Raw genomic sequence first — 15,891 nt, 5'->3', positions numbered from 1 at the left:
TTCAATTTTCAACTTTGAACTATTTCCTCTCGTTGATAGATATAAATTCTTTGTTTTCAGGGCCTGTATAATTGGCACTCGGTCGGATGATCTTCCCATCCTGTCTTTGCTCTATGATGTGGGCACTCCATCCTGTTACTCTTGAAATAACAAATAGAGGAGTGAACATCAGAGTAGGAACTCCCATTAAGTGATAAGAAACGGCGGAAAACCAGTCAAGATTCGGGAACATCTTCTTTTCTTCCCACATGACGGTTTCCAGTCTTTCTGCGATATTATACAGCAGCATATCTCCGGCTTCTTCAGAAAGCTGCTTAGCTACCTTTTTGATCACCACGTTTCTTGGGTCTGAGATGGTATATACCGGATGCCCGAATCCAATGATGACTTCTTTATTGGCGATACGCTTACGGATATCTGCTTCTGCTTCATCCGGGGAATTGTAACGGCTTTGAATTTCAAATGCTACTTCGTTGGCTCCTCCATGCTTTGGCCCTCGCAAAGCACCAATAGCCCCTGTTATACAAGAATAAAAATCGGAAGCTGTTCCCGCAATGACACGTGCAGTAAAAGTGGACGCATTAAACTCGTGCTCAGCATAAAGATTTAGAGATATTTCCATTGCCTTTACCCAGGAATCAGGAGCTTTTTTGCCATGCAACAGGTGTAAGAAATGCCCACCAATAGTGTCATCATCTGTTTCAACATTGATTTCTTTACCATTATGAGTATAGTGATACCAATATAATAGCCCTGAGCTAAATGATGCCAGAAGTTTGTCCGCAATATCTCTTGCTCCTGCCATATTATGATCATCTTTTTCCGGCTGAATACTTCCGACTGCAGATACCATTGAGCGCATGACATCCATTGGGTGTGCTGCTGCGGGAATACTCTTTAAAATATTTCTTACAGAATGAGGCAATCCTCTTAGAGACTTTAATTTTGCTTTATAGTTTTTCAACTGGGAGGCGGTAGGCAGCTGGCCGTATATCAGAAGATAAGCAACTTCCTCAAACTCTGTTTTTTCTGCCAGATCCAGAATATCATATCCTCTGTAATGAAGATCGTTTCCGCTCTTTCCTACACTACAAAGCGCTGTATTCCCTGCTGTGACACCCGAAAGAGCGACGCTCTTTTTAGGTTTAAATGTTGGTTCGGTGCTCGTTGACATATCAATTATTTTGTTTAAAAAGGTTATCTAATTTTTGTTCGTAATTATAATATCCGATGCTTTTATAGAGCTCTTCCCTTGTTTGCATCGTATCCAGTACATTGGCTTGTGTGCCTTCTTTACGGAGATGTTCGTATACATTCTGAGCTGCTTTGTTAGCCGCACGGAACGCAGAAAGTGGATAAAGAATCAACCCTACCCCTGCATTTTTCAATTCTTCTACAGTATACATTTCAATCATTCCGAATTCTGTTATATTGGCTAATACTGGGATTCCTGTGGCATCAACAAATTTTTGATAAAAGGTTAGGTCCGGAACGGCTTCTGCAAAAATAAAATCTGCTCCGGCCTCTTTGTAAGCTACTGCTCTTTCCAGTGTCTTTTCAAGACCTTCATTAGCGAAAGCATCTGTTCTGGCGCCAATTACAAAATTATCATCACTACGGGCATCCGCAGCAGCCTTCAGTCTGTCTACCATTTCTTCTTTGCTTACCACTTCCTTTCCAGGGCGGTGTCCGCAGCGCTTTGCACCTACCTGATCTTCAATATGTAATGCGGCTGCTCCGGCCTTGATCAATGATTTCACCGTTCTTGCCACATTAAATGCAGAAGGACCAAATCCAGTGTCTACATCTACCATTAACGGGAGGTCGCAAACATTGGTAATACGCTGAACGTCTATTAAAACATCTTCCAGCGTCGTAATTCCCAGATCCGGAATTCCTAAAGAACCTGCCGCCACACCTCCACCGGAAAGATAAATAGCATTGAAGCCAGCCTGCTGTGCGAGTAACGCATGATTGGCATTAATAGTTCCAACAATCTGAAGAGGACTTTCTTTTTCCATGGCCTCCCGAAATTTCATACCGGGAGACTTCAAACTTTCACTTTTAGTCATTATAATATTTATTGTTTAGTTGAAATTTGTTCGTAGAAGACAATAGACAAACATTGCAGTAAGCAGCTCTATCCAATGATGGGCGATAAAAAGTAATGAACGGAAGAGAAGCAAAGTAATGCTCTCCGTTTTCCGAAATTCGGAATTTTGAATAATTAAGTTCCTGCAAACCTGTTTGTTTCCAAGTCTGCTGCTCCTGCATAAATAATCGAGATCGGATAGATACACTTTTTAACTTTTTATGTTGATTAATAAAAAGTTCCTGATAAACTTCACAATACCTTTGGGAAAGAAAACTATGGAAAAGGAAAATACGGTGAACGATAGCATAATGAAAAAGCATACTGCTCCATTACCTATTTGTATCACAAAATAACATGACCTGACAAAGATTTTTGACCAAAATGTTATCCATATCGTATCATACCTGACTATAAGCTTCAGACCGCGAAAGCATCGTCAATTCGAAATAGGCAGGTCTCCTGACTTGTAACAGTTTTTATCGTCCTTCCCATATCCCGGGTATACAGTGGACCTTTATTTTGATAAAAACCTTATCCGTTACTTACAGTTGCGCGACAGTTCGTGATTTGCACACGATTCCCTTTTAATACACAGCTAAGTGTAACCATTTTCGGTTGATAAAGAAGGTGTTAAGAACTCCTTGGTGGTAAATATAAGTATTTTATGAAAATGACCAAGAGATTTTATGCAAACAATAATTATTCCAAGCTAATCAACTGTAAATGTATCATTTAAAAAAACACAATTAACAGTTCAGACATTACAATTTAGGCAATAACATTAATTTTTCGTTACTAAATTCATAAGATATGACGGTAAAATATTAAACCAACCTAAATAAAAACCTTATTTTACCTTTGCTTGACATTCACAAATAACAGATGTTTTCAAGGAAATTTTTGCCCTTTTTTACAAAAGTATTTTCTGAAATTTTCGCATAGGTAAAATCCGTATTGAGTGTCTGAAATTTTTACTGAAAACTTTACTGAAATTGTATTTTCAGAGACTTTATCGTAAGACATTTTACTTTAAAATAAGTTTCGGCCCATTGCTTTTAGCAATGGGCCAAAACTTATTTTTTACCGCTTTCAACAAGCGGAAATATTATTTTATTTTAAATCTCTAGATTTTAGCTCTTCCTGTAATTCCCAGTCGACTTTTTTTGAATTTATGACAAAAGGAATAAAAACAACAGGTAAAAATGTAAAGAATCCAAAGCCATTTTTCACTGTACTGTAAATAGAAATACCAGCCATAAACCCTACTATCACTGCATTCATTATTTTGTTTGAACTGGCTTTTTTCGCTCTTTCTATCAGTTCCTGATTGTTTAACTCATTCAGTTTATTTTCTATTGGTTATTTAGATTTAAAGGTTACGAAATTTATACTAAATTGTTGAGCTAAAACATCCAACAGTATAAATAACCAAGATACAAAAAATATTTTTCCAATAAAATAAGAACAGCTAAAGGATCAGTATTCCTTTAGCTGTTCCGGTTGTAATGTTTGAGTTCATGTTTTGAACCTTAGCTGAGAGCAGTAACGGGATAACGGTTTTTAAATCTTTTAAAATCTTTTAAAGTATATTCCGGGCAGGCGCCTTCCTGTGAAGTAATAAAGGCCCCCAGTGAAACCGCCTGAGTCATAATCTCATGAGCAGAAGCTTCATTCCCGATCCTTTTGGATAAAAATCCTGCCAAAAATGAATCTCCGCTTCCCACCGTATCTTTAACCTCAACCGGGATTGTAGGATAGAGATAAAAACGATCATCTATAGCATACAATGCTCCTTTACTTCCTTTAGAAATAATAATTTCCCGAATCCCGAATTTGTCCTGCAGATATCTGATACTGTCTTCTTCGGTTTTATATTCTTTATCTAGAAAGTCCAGAACCATCCTCAGTTCTGCTTTATTGAATTTTGCCAAATGAGTTTTATGCAGCAGTTCGTTAATAATTCTGATATCGTAATAAGGTGCTCTCAGATTGATATCGAAAACATTATAACTTCCTGTTTCAAGCAGTTCAAATAATGTATTTTTTGTTTTTTCATTTCGGGCAGCCAATGTTCCAAAGACCAAAGCATCTGCTGTTCTGGCAGACTTAAGATTTTCAGGTGTCGTTCCTATAAAATCCCAGGCTACATTTTCTACAATATCATAATGGGCATCGTTATTTTCATCCACAGTAGCAACAACAGTGCTTGTAGGATATTCCTGATTGATCTGAATAGTATCTGTAGGAATCTGCCAGTTTTTAATCTTTTGCAGCAATTCGTGACCAGGTTCATCATCTCCTACGCTGCTGATCATCTCTACATTTAGACCCATTTTAAAAAGGTGGTACGCCACATTGAAGGGTGCTCCCCCGATTCTTCTTTGAGCCCCGGGAAATATATCCCAAAGAACTTCTCCAAAACAGACTATTTTATGTTTTTTTTCTTCCATTATTAATTGAATTATATTTTTCTAGTGTTGATAGACTAAAGATAGCTGAGAAAAGTGATTATCAGCTTACGATATCTTTTTCTCTTATTCTGGAACCGAACAGGGCATAGCAAAGCATCAGTAATTCACAGATTACCGTAAGAAACCATGTCCATCTCCAGGACCCGAAAACATCTGCCAGACCTCCCTGAATAAGCGTAAAAACGGCTCCTCCAAATACGGCAGAAATAAATATTCCTGAAGCTTTTGAGGTATATTTGTTTAACCCTTTTATAGAGAGTGAATATATACAGCTCCACATAGATGAATGCAGAAGACCGATAGCCACCAGAAACCAGAGATTCTGAGTAACCATAGAAACCAAAGCAAATACACCCGCTAAAATAGTTGTTACAATCAGCTGAGCTCTCGCAGATATTTTGTTAAAAAAGCTTGATACAGATCTTCCTACAAGAAATCCACCCCAATAAAGTGTAGACAACAAAGCATGAATTCCAAAATCAACTCCGCCAATGATAATATCTGTTTTACCAAAGAAACTGATCGGGTGTCCCGAATCCATAAGCTCAAAAGCATAAAGATTAATATTGGCTCCGATAGCCACCTCTGTTCCCACATAAAAGAATATTGCAAGAACTCCCAATACAAAATGCCGGAATGACCAGATACTTCTCTCCAGTTTTTCACCATCTGCAGCTCTTGTGTTCGCAATATCCGGCAGATAAAGCCTTTTAGTTACCATAATAATGATCAGGATACACAGGATAAGCATTGAAAGCGGAAACAGCAATTGTCTTATCTCAATACTTTCTATCGAAATACCGCTGAACATTACAACTGTGACAAAAAAAGGTGCTGAAGTAGTTCCTATAGAGTTAATGGCCGTTAAAATATTCAGACGCTGAACAGGCTGAGTACCTTTCATTTCGTAAGAGGCTGCATAAGGATTCACAACCACCTGAATAATCGCTGCAGAAGTTCCCATCAGATAAGATCCTACAACAAAAATCACAAATGCAAAAGGAATGACGGCATCTTTAATACCGAATTTCAAATCGGGATACTGAGATCCGAACCATGATGAAGACAGATACATAAACAGTCCTGAAATCATAAACAAAAGCCCCCTGAGAATGGTATTTTTATATCCAAAAGCATTTACCCATTTACTTCCCAGTGTCCCATTCAGCAGGTAACCCAGAAAAAAGAAAAAGGTAGTCATTGTCGTAAATGTATTTTTGAGGCTTCCTGCATGACTGAGAAAAGTGAACTTCAAAGGAGCCTGCAGCTGTTCATTTACCGTAGTCAGAAACCCAACGATAAAGTAAATAAATGTAATGATCGCAAAGGGAAGAATGGGATTATCAGACTTTCCTCCCGAAGACTTTATATCAGTTGGTGTGATCATGGCAACTTATTTTATAATTGATTTTAAAACAGGACCACATCCTTCTTCTTTTATTGCACTCACAAAACCCGTATATAAGCCTGTAAATTTATTTGAGTCCTTAAGATTCGTTCCTTTAAAAGCTGATAATTCTAGAAAGTCAAGTGGTTCCTGGCTTTTGATCAGGTTTTCATCATTTGCTGTAAGCCACGGCTCTGCAATTTCATAGGAACTGCCAGAATCATCAGTTTTATACTTCAGATAATGCCTGTAGGAAGCAATCAGAAAAGCAGGGCGGACAAGATCGGCATCAGCTTTGATCATATTATCAAGATTAGGGATAATATACACAGGAAATTTTGAAATTCCATCAAAACACAGACGGCTCACCTGGTCACTCACACTATGATTGGAAAATCTTTCGATAAGTGTGTTTTTGTATTCATTGAGATCTGTATTTTCAGGAGCGGGAACAAAAGGAGTGATATCAGTATCCATGAAATCGCGGATAAATTTTATAATAGTCTGATTTTCCATTGCCTGGTCCACTTTTCGGTACCCCATCAGAAAAGAAGGATAAGACAACAGCGTATGTGAAGCATTTAAAAGACTAAGTTTCATATTTTCAAAAGCGGTCACATCATTGGTAAATTCTACTCCTGCTTTCTCCCAGGCAGGCCTTCCGGCAATAAAATTGTCCTCTATCACCCATTGTTCAAAATCTTCACAGTAAACGGGAGCCAGATCATCAATTCCGCTGTTGCGGTTCAGCCGGATAATGTCTTCAGATGTTGTGGAAGGAGTAATTCTGTCCACCATACTGTTGGGGAAAGTAACATTGGTATTCACCCATTCCGCAAGTTCTTTGTCTACGGCTTCTATAAATGCTGTAAAAGCTCTTTTGGCTGTATTACCGTTATGCTGAAGGTTATCACAGGAAAGTATGGTAATTCCTCCGCTATTTCTCATTTTTCTGAGGCGTAATCCTTCTGCAATAAACCCGAAAACAGTGGAAGGAGTTTCCGGACTCTGTAAGTCGTGCTGTATTTTCGGATCATGTAAAAGAAATTCTCCTGTTTCTTTATTCAGATTATAACCGCCTTCTGTGATCGTTAAGCTGATTATTTTCACATTGGTGTCAGCAATTTTCTCTTTTACGGCCTCAGGATCTTCTATTCCCCAGATGAGTTCGTTTAATGATCCTATTTTATAAACCTGGTCAGTTCCCGTTCTTCCGCACACCGTAAGTGTATACTCAAGATTCTGAGCTCTCAGATCACGAACAATTTTTTCATCTGAAGGCAGCAGACATACACCACATATTCCCCACTGCCGCTGATCCTCGGATTCCAGTAAAATGTTGGTATAAAACTGCTGGTGGGCACGATGGAAGTTTCCTACGCCAATGTGTAAAATTCCGGACGTTATTTTTTGAGTATCGTAATGATAAGAAATTGCATTCATATAGAGAATTAATAGTATTTAATCAATGTGTTAAAACTATATTAACAAACAGTTTATCATTTGTTTTTTTTGAAAAATTTACACTGGGAACGTTCTCAAAATCCCGGGCACGTTCCCAATTGCCGATTTTTTCACTAATTTTATCCCCAAAGATGGCCCAATGAAACGTATTACCATTAAAGATCTATCAAAATTTTTGTCATTATCTACGTCTACGATCTCCCGGGCGCTCCTGAACGATAAAAATGTTAATGAAGAAACCCGGAAACGGGTACTGGATGCAGCCGGTCAGTTAGGATATAAACCGAACCTTACGGCTTTAAATTTAAAGTCCGGACAGTCAAAGACGATAGGTGTCGTAGTGCCTGAAATGGTAACCCCTTTTTCAGCAAAAGTTCTTGAAGGAATTCAGAATATAATGTATCCTCTGGGCTATAGGCTGGTGATTACCCAGTGTGACGAAAATCCTGTCATTGAACGAAAAAATCTCCAGCTTCTGGAAAGTTTTGATGTGGATGGCATCATTATCAATTTATGTCATGAAACGCATAATAATGATATCTACCAGCGCATCATCAATCAGGGAACTCCATTAGTTTTTTTCGACAGAATTCCTGATAATTCTCTGGATGTTTCCAAGGTGATTGTAGATGATTATGTCCAGGCATCCCTGATGGTGGAATACCTGATCAAAACAGGAAGAAAAAGGATCGCTTACATTATGGGTCCACCTACCATCCGCAATGTCATAGAAAGGCTGAACGGATATAAAAGAATTCTGAATAAATACAATATTTTTGATGAGCAGCTGATTGTAAAAACGGAAGGAATGACTTTTGAACACGGCAGAAATGCAGCAGAGCAATTATTGCAGAAAAATATAGAATTTGACGGTATTTTTGCGTTCACTGATACCCTGGCCATTGGAGCTATGAACTATCTTTTTGAGCATAACATAAAAATTCCCGGTGATGTAGCCGTTACCAGCTTTTCCGGCACGGAATTATCAACCATGACCTACCCTCAACTAACGAGTGTACAACAGCCACTGGTAAAGATGGGTAAAGCGGCTGCGGAATTAATTCTGGAAAAAATAAAAGACCACTCAAAACCCGGCAGAACAGTCTTAATGGATGCAGAGCTTGTATACAGAGGTTCTACTCTTTAGTTTTTAGCAGCTCGACCTGATTTGATAGCTTATATATAGAATGAATTATTAGGAGGTATTAATTTCATTTTAAGAAAAGACATTGCTGGCAAACCAGTGTATAATCGATAAAAAATAACGTAAATTTGCTCTATCCTATCGCTAAGTATAGGTTTTCTAGTTTTAAAAGAATGAAAAAAACAGCACTTACTTTATTTGCTCTTGTTGTGCATATTTTCTGCCAGGCGCAAAATTTTGATCTTATTCCACTGGGGATTTATGGCGGAGAGCAGGAAGATAACCTATCCGCTTATTTAGTTGGAGCACCGAAAGATAATGCATTTATCTGTCTGGATGCAGGAACAGTAAATGCAGGAATACGGAAAGCCATTGAATTAAAAAGCCTGAATGGCCCTGAAGAAAATGTTCTTCGGGATCAGATCAAGGGGTATTTTATTTCTCATGGTCATTTGGATCACCTATCCGGGCTTATTATCAACTCCCCTGCTGATTCTAAAAAAGATATCTTCGCAATTGCACCGGTGCTTCAGATTCTACAGAATCATTATTTCATTACAGATACCTGGATTAATTTTGCAGATCAGGGCCAGAAGCCTATTCTAGGAAAATATCATTATAATGAACTTCAGGAAGGGGTGGAAACTCCTGCAAAAGAGACTCCGTTTTTTTTAAAAGCTTATGAACTGAGCCACGTTAACCCTTATAAAAGCAGTGCTGTACTGGTGAGAAGAGATGATCATTATCTGCTTTATCTTGGAGATACGGGTGCCGACCGTATTGAAAAATCCCAACAATTAGACAAACTTTGGGAAAGTGTTGCTCCGCTTGTAAAAAAAGGCCAGCTTAACACCATATTAATTGAAGTCTCTTTCCCAAACAGCCAGCCTGAAAACCTGTTGTTTGGCCACCTTACTCCTAATCTTTTATTAGAAGAGCTGGAAAAACTGAAAGAAAAAACAGGGCAAAACAATCTGAAAAAACTGAATATTGTAGTCACTCATAGAAAACCGACAAAAGATAATCCGGAAATTATAAAGAAGGAATTACTCAAAAATAATCCTTTACAGATCAACTACATCTTCCCGGAACAAGGCAAAAAAATCAGTTTACCTTAATAGAAATGAGACAGAAGCCTGTCTCATTTTTGTTTTTATAAATCATTTGTTAATTTTTAATAAGCTTATAATTTGCGGTCGAAGTGTCTTTATCTACCGAGTAGCCATCAGCTAAATCGAGAATCCAACCGTCACCTGAAATTTTCTTCCATTGAAGTCTCTTCTTCAATAATTATTGAACCGTTATAATGTTTAAAAATTTTATCAAATTTTGCTTTTAGAGCAGTAGGAATACTAATTTTAAATTCATCAATAAATAAATCCGTCAGATCTGTTTTTACTGTATTTTTTCCAGTTTGAATTAATTAATTTTAATAATTTTTTGGGTCTGCCGAGCTATTATAAGGATGGATTATTATGATATTTTTTTCATAGTTCGGCTCTTTACCATAAGACCCTGCTAATATCACTGATAATTATGACCACTTCTATAAAGGCTTCTTTTCTTTTATCCGGACAGTAGGATTCAAGATTTTATTTTCCTTATTTTTGTTATATAATATAGTATATGCACGTCGACAAATATACAGGAGAAAAGAAGGTACATCCGGGGGAACATATCATTTTAACAGCAGAGAACATTGCGACAACCGAGATATGCAGACAAGAGCATTCTCAACCCGTTCACAAGCAGAAGATGCTGAAGGATCATTTCCTGTTGTTTGTTACTCAGGGTACCCATGAAGTACGGTTGGGAAATGATTGCTATTTGGTTCATAAAGGCGAAATGGTACTTCTCAAAAAAGCAACCTATGTGGAGTTTGTAAAGCGTGGTAATCCGCATAATGATTTCATCTATGAAAGTGTTTCCTTCTCTTTAAAAAAAAGTATCATTGTTGACTTTATAAAGCTCATTGAGATCGACGGCTATATCAGCACTTCATCTGTAGCCGAAGATGAGGTTCTTATTCATCCCTATGGCGCACGCCTTCAGACATTCCTGGAATCGCTCAAACCCTATTTCGATGATAATGAAGAGGTAAAAATGGGATTATTCAAACTGAAAATCCTTGAACTGCTGTATGATCTTTCCCAAACGAATGCCCAGTTCCTACAACAGCTGATAAGACTGAACCAACACGAACCTTCTGATCTTCTGCAAACTATGGAGGCTCATTATCTTGAACCCTACTCCATCAGTGATCTTGCACTCATATCAGGAAGAAGCTTATCCAGTTTCCGCCGGGATTTTGAAACCACTTTCCATACAACACCTGCAAAATGGATCCAGGAAAAACGTTTACAAAAAGCTCGTGAGCTGTTTCTTACCACAGAACTTCAAATCACGGAAGTATGTTATGAGATTGGCTATGAAAACGTTTCCCACTTTTCCAGATTATATAAAAGTTTCTTCGGATACAGTCCCAGTGAAACTAAAAGTCAAGTAATTTGAATTTTTTAGTACAGTCCTTTTTATTTTAATGTCTGATATTTGTTGAAGCGTAACCACGCGTTCTTCAAGAAATAAGACATGAAAAAAATAATTCAATTCGCTGTAGTCTTAAGTTTCGGATATACAGGATTATTTGCACAGCAAAAGCATTCTCAGAAATTAACAACTGTTTTTGAGGATCAGGATCACCAGCTGACTGGAGTCGCCGTATCTGCCTCTGAAAGAGTATTTACCAATTATCCCCGCTGGGGTGAACCTTACAGGTATGCTCTGGTAGAAGTAACAGGTACCAGTACCTCCGTCCCTTTCCCGGATGAATCATGGAATGAATGGAAAGGTACGGGTGACAAAATGAAACATTTCCTTTGTGTACAGGCCGTTATAATTGATGATCAGAACTCAATGTGGGTAGTAGATGCCGGTTCTACACAACCTTCTCAGGATAACGATAAAGGTCAGAAGCTGGTTAAGATCAATCTTACTACCAATACCGTAGAGAGGGTCTATCCTCTTGCGGGAGCTTCTGATGGTAAAAGTTATATGAATGATACACGGATTGACACCCGTAAAAAACTGGCCTATATTACCAATTCCAATGAAGGAGGAATAGTGATTGTAGATCTGGTATCCGGAAAGGCACGCCAGGTTCTTTATATGGCTAAAGCCACTCAGACCGATCCTGCCTACCAGGTAAAAAGAAACGGGAAAACATTGCTCAGAGACGGCCAGCCTTTTCATGTACAGTCGGATGGCATTGCTTTAAGCCCTGATGGTAAACAGCTTTATTTTAAGGCATTAACAGATAATTCTCTTTATCATATTTCCACAGCAGATCTGAATAACGAATTATTATCTGAAGCGGAACTGGAAAAGAAAGTAGTATTTGACGGAAAATTTACGACTAGTGACGGAATGGCTTTTGACCATAAAGGCAATCTATATTTAGGAGATCTGGAAGGAAGAAAGATCATTCGTATTACTCCGTCATTGAAGACTGAAACCGTAATCCCGGCCAATGAAGAACTTGCATGGCCGGATAGCTATCACATTACTAAAGATGGATGGCTCTACATCAGCTGTTCGCGTATTGACGAGCAGCCTCAGTTTCACCAAGGTAAAAGTGAACGTAAAGGATCTTACAAAATATATAAGATACACCTTTAAACAAAACTTCTCTAAAAACATCGCAAAAAACAATCTAAATTAATACAAAATAAATACATTATGGAATACAGACTATTAGGAAATTCAGGATTATACGTGTCCGAGCTCTGCTTCGGAACTGGAACTTTTGGGGGAGTACATGGTTTTGAAGCATGGGGAAGCACTCAGGTAGCTGATGCTAAAAGAATCATTGACATCTGCATTGAAGCAGGAATCAATTTTTTTGATACAGCAGATATTTATTCTCAGGGAGTTTCCGAAGAAATTTTAGGGAAAGCCATCGAAGGAAAAAAACGGGAAGACCTTATTATTTCCACCAAATCCACATTTCCTTTTGGTGAAGGGCCCAACAATCAGGGATCTTCCCGCCAGCGCATCATTCAGCAGGTGGAAGGAAGCTTAAAACGGATGAATACAGACTATATCGATGTGTATCATATGCATGGTTTTGATGCTGTAACTCCTGTGGAAGAAACCCTAAGAGCATTGGATGACCTTATTGAAGCCGGAAAGATCCGTTATATTGCCTGTTCCAACTTTTCAGGATGGCATCTGATGAAATCACTGAGCATTTCTGAAAAATATGGCTGGAATAAATATATTGCCCATCAGGTGTATTATGCTTTAACGAATAGAGATTATGAATGGGAACTGATGCCACTCGCCGAAGATCAGAAAGTTGGAGCAATCGTTTGGTCTCCGCTTGCAGGAGGAAGACTTGGCGGTAAATTCAGCAGAAGTAAAGAATGGCCTACTTCAGGGCGTGTAGCAGAAGGTGGAAGCCCTGTACATGAAGACAGCATCGAAAGAGAAAATCTTTACCGTATCACAGATGTTCTGGAAGCTATTGCTGACGAAACGCAGAAAACAGTCCCCCAGGTAGCTTTAAACTGGCTTCTGCAAAGACCTACCATTTCAACTCTGATTATCGGAGCCCGCAATGAAGAGCAGCTAAGAGATAATTTGGGAGCAACAGGCTGGAAATTAACTGAGGAACAGATTCAAAGGCTTAATGATGCAAGCAAAGCAAAAGCACCATATCCGTACTGGCACCAGACAGAACGTCCGAAAATAAATCCGGCAGTCAATATTTTCATATAGAATAAGCTATTTTTTAATCAAAAGGTAAGGAAATGAGGTATTTCATATTCCTTACCTATTTTTTTCAATCTTTTTCTTATAATACACTGATCGGGTGATAATCAAAGTTTTCACAGGCCATGGCACTTCCCGAAAATAAATAAAAGTATAAAAAACTAAAATGCCTCAATAAAACTACTCTGTTAATTTTATTGGGGCATTTAAGCATGAGCCAGACAAAGGAATTATTCAAGCAATAGAACAATTATCTCATTATTGAATCACATTATTTATTCAAATTCTCTTTAGTGGGCCAATTGCTCAGGACTTAAGTAAGACTCCTCACGTTCGGCGTTGCTACTCTCTTGATATATTCCTCTTACTCTGGGATGAACAAAAGTTAAAGCAAATGCAGACAACAAAAATGCTACACTCATCCATATAATGTTATGAACACCCGTAGATTTAATTACCCAGCCCCCGGCAACGGTTCCAAAAGTTACCCCCAAATTAAAAAAAGACGGGACAAAGCTATTCGTAAATTCCAATGTTTCTCTAGGTATTTTGTATGCACCACGAGTATTTCCAATAAGAAATCCGGATGTATGTACAAATCCCCAGATAAAAATAATAACTGTCATTGGGATAAAAAAGGTCCCGAAGAAATAAGCCAAAATTTCCACCAGAATAAGAGCAACAGGAAAATAGCGAAATCCTAAGCGTACATTTTTGCTAACCATTTTGCCTACGATCCAATTGCCAAAGATACCGGCTATCCCGAACAGCAGTAACATTAAACTTACCTCCGTCCCGTTCATATGGGTAATTTTGGTAAAGTAATCGGCAAGGTAACTATAGGTAGCAAACATCCCTGCTATTTTCAGCAGGATATAAAGATAATTTATCCATACAAATGGCTCCTTCAATATGGCCAGGTTTTGGGTGTTGCCTTTCGTTCTTTCAACCGGAGTAGACGGTACTACTACAAGTAAACTCAGAAAAGCAATAATATTAACAATTCCAGAGATGATAAAGGATGCCTTCCAATTAAATAAATCAGCAAAATAAGTGGTTAACGGCACCCCTATCACCGTTGAAATACTAAGACCCATCATGACAATAGATATAGCTTTAGGAGCGTCTTTAGGAGCTACCTGCTTCATACCCAATGTAAGCGCTATGGCCCAAAAAGCAGGATAAAAAATCGCAGGTATTATTCTGGAGATTAATAAAACTGTAAAGTTTGACGCTAATGCAGACATGACGTTGGAAATCACAAAAGTAGCGAGTACAAGAAGTAACATTGTTTTTCTGTTTATATTTTTGGTGAGCGCTGTGATGAAAGGACCACAAAGCGCCACTGTAAGTGCAAACCCGCTCATCAGCCAGCCTGCTGTATCAATAGAAACATTAAAAGTCTTGGCCAGAGCCGGCAATATTCCAATGACACAAAATTCACTTGTGGCTACGCCAAATACACCAAGTGAGAGTGCATATATTGTTTTATTCATTTTTAATTTATAAAATCTGTTGAAAAGGTAATTTCTTTAAAACGTTCAAATTCTTCATTCAGCTGATGAATCTTCGTTTGAACCCTTTTATAGGCATCGGTTCCTAAAAGCAGGCGTAATGGAGGCTGTTCCATTTCTGTAATCTTCACAATTGCTTCCACCGCTTTTTCCTGATTACCAGGTTGTTTGCCATTATTGCCGAGAAAAATATTTTTATATTTCCCCGCTGTAGAAGCATAATCCGAGATTTCATTTTTTGCGATCCCCAGAGAGCTTCCTAAAAAATTGGTACGAAATGCACCAGGTTCTATCAATGTAACCTTGATTCCCAATCCTTCAACATCAAGTTTTAAAGCCTCAGTTAATCCCTCAACAGCATACTTACTCGCATTATAAATACCAAATCCGGAAGAACTTACGAGGCCGGAAGCAGAAGAAAAATTGATTATATGACCACTTCTCTCCTGACGCATAAAAGGAAGAACATACCGCAGCAGGTTAAAAGTTCCCATTACATTCACTACAAAAACCTTTTCAATTTCTGATGAAGAAGCTTCTTCAACAGCTCCGAGGAAGCCATAACCGGCATTGTTTATTAAAACATCAATTTTTCCATGTTTTGTAATAATCATATTCACTGCGGCCTCTACTTCACTCTCTTTGGTAATATCCAAACTGATCACTGTAAGATTATTATTTTCCAAAATAGAGGGCTCAAATTGATTACGATCCCTTGTGGTTGCAATTACAATCTGATCTTTTGCTAAAAGGTATTTCACTGTTAACAATCCCAATCCTTGTGAGGCTCCTGTAATAAGCCATGTTTTTTGATTTTTCATATTTTTTGTATTATTTAAATTAATATTCCGTTTTAGGGTCGTTACTTTATCTTCAAATTGATAGGTCAAAATTAGGCAGTTTAAGATTCCTGAACCTTATTGAAAAAGTAATATGACTTATGAATATCAAACTGCAGTATCTGTTTCCGAAAGCTCAAAAATATTTTTCACCTTATCTTATAAGTGAGTTATATAATAGGAATAACAGTCATACTTATATTCTAA

At 38.0% G+C, this 15,891-nt stretch carries 13 protein-coding genes and 1 riboswitch; of the genes, 5 read left to right on the top strand and 8 right to left on the bottom strand.

Translation table 11 applies throughout. The features are described from left to right. Nucleotides 1-19: 19 nt before the first annotated feature. The 6 genes from prpC to LF887_RS09205 all read right to left on the bottom strand — a co-directional run bounded on the left by prpC (nucleotide 20) and on the right by LF887_RS09205 (nucleotide 7,396). A complete protein-coding gene (gene prpC, locus LF887_RS09230; protein ID WP_236858837.1) occupies nucleotides 20-1,174 on the bottom strand; it encodes a 2-methylcitrate synthase in 1,155 nt (384 codons plus the stop codon). A gap of 1 nt (nucleotide 1,175) precedes the next feature. Next, on the bottom strand, nucleotides 1,176-2,072 hold the full coding sequence (gene prpB, locus LF887_RS09225; protein WP_262912518.1) for a methylisocitrate lyase: 897 nt from the start codon (nucleotides 2,070-2,072) through the stop codon (nucleotides 1,176-1,178). A 454-nt stretch (nucleotides 2,073-2,526) separates the two neighbouring features. After that, nucleotides 2,527-2,720, bottom strand: a riboswitch (cobalamin riboswitch). A 485-nt stretch (nucleotides 2,721-3,205) separates the two neighbouring features. After that, nucleotides 3,206-3,376, bottom strand: a complete 171-nt coding sequence (locus LF887_RS09220) for a hypothetical protein (protein WP_236858835.1) — start codon at nucleotides 3,374-3,376, stop codon at nucleotides 3,206-3,208. 248 nt (nucleotides 3,377-3,624) lie between these two features. Then, entirely contained in the window at nucleotides 3,625-4,545 is a 921-nt protein-coding gene (locus LF887_RS09215; protein WP_236858834.1) for a carbohydrate kinase family protein, read from the bottom strand. 61 nt (nucleotides 4,546-4,606) lie between these two features. Further along, the gene (locus tag LF887_RS09210; protein WP_236858833.1) at nucleotides 4,607-5,953 is read right to left on the bottom strand and encodes an MFS transporter; all 1,347 of its coding nucleotides are present in this window, start codon (nucleotides 5,951-5,953) and stop codon (nucleotides 4,607-4,609) included. 6 nt (nucleotides 5,954-5,959) lie between these two features. Beyond that, entirely contained in the window at nucleotides 5,960-7,396 is a 1,437-nt protein-coding gene (locus LF887_RS09205; RefSeq protein ID WP_236858832.1) for a mannitol dehydrogenase family protein, read from the bottom strand. Between the two features lie 160 nt (nucleotides 7,397-7,556). Between LF887_RS09205 and LF887_RS09200 the strand changes: the two genes are divergently transcribed. From LF887_RS09200 to LF887_RS09180, 5 genes are all read left to right on the top strand, one after another. Further along, a complete protein-coding gene (locus LF887_RS09200; RefSeq protein WP_236858831.1) occupies nucleotides 7,557-8,564 on the top strand; it encodes a LacI family DNA-binding transcriptional regulator in 1,008 nt (335 codons plus the stop codon). Nucleotides 8,565-8,734: 170 nt separating this feature from the next. Next, complete coding sequence (locus tag LF887_RS09195; RefSeq protein WP_236858830.1) at nucleotides 8,735-9,679, top strand: MBL fold metallo-hydrolase; 945 nt, start codon at nucleotides 8,735-8,737, stop codon at nucleotides 9,677-9,679. Between the two features lie 508 nt (nucleotides 9,680-10,187). After that, the gene (locus LF887_RS09190) at nucleotides 10,188-11,072 is read left to right on the top strand and encodes a helix-turn-helix domain-containing protein (RefSeq protein WP_236858829.1); all 885 of its coding nucleotides are present in this window, start codon (nucleotides 10,188-10,190) and stop codon (nucleotides 11,070-11,072) included. 78 nt (nucleotides 11,073-11,150) lie between these two features. Then, nucleotides 11,151-12,236 (top strand): SMP-30/gluconolactonase/LRE family protein, encoded by a 1,086-nt coding sequence (locus tag LF887_RS09185; protein WP_236858828.1) that lies wholly within the window; start codon nucleotides 11,151-11,153, stop codon nucleotides 12,234-12,236. A 60-nt stretch (nucleotides 12,237-12,296) separates the two neighbouring features. Then, a complete protein-coding gene (locus LF887_RS09180; protein WP_236858827.1) occupies nucleotides 12,297-13,337 on the top strand; it encodes an aldo/keto reductase in 1,041 nt (346 codons plus the stop codon). 284 nt (nucleotides 13,338-13,621) lie between these two features. Here LF887_RS09180 and LF887_RS09175 read toward each other — a convergent pair whose 3' ends face one another. Both LF887_RS09175 and LF887_RS09170 read right to left on the bottom strand, forming a co-directional pair. Continuing rightward, nucleotides 13,622-14,827, bottom strand: a complete 1,206-nt coding sequence (locus LF887_RS09175) for an MFS transporter (protein WP_236858826.1) — start codon at nucleotides 14,825-14,827, stop codon at nucleotides 13,622-13,624. Between the two features lie 2 nt (nucleotides 14,828-14,829). After that, the gene (locus LF887_RS09170) at nucleotides 14,830-15,666 is read right to left on the bottom strand and encodes an oxidoreductase (protein WP_236858825.1); all 837 of its coding nucleotides are present in this window, start codon (nucleotides 15,664-15,666) and stop codon (nucleotides 14,830-14,832) included. Nucleotides 15,667-15,891 lie beyond the last annotated feature (225 nt).

The organism is Chryseobacterium sp. MEBOG06 (genome assembly GCF_021869765.1).
In the GTDB taxonomy this organism is placed as follows: domain Bacteria; phylum Bacteroidota; class Bacteroidia; order Flavobacteriales; family Weeksellaceae; genus Chryseobacterium.
Note: the sequence above shows the minus strand (reverse complement) of the source record. Positions and strands in the feature narration are given on the sequence as shown.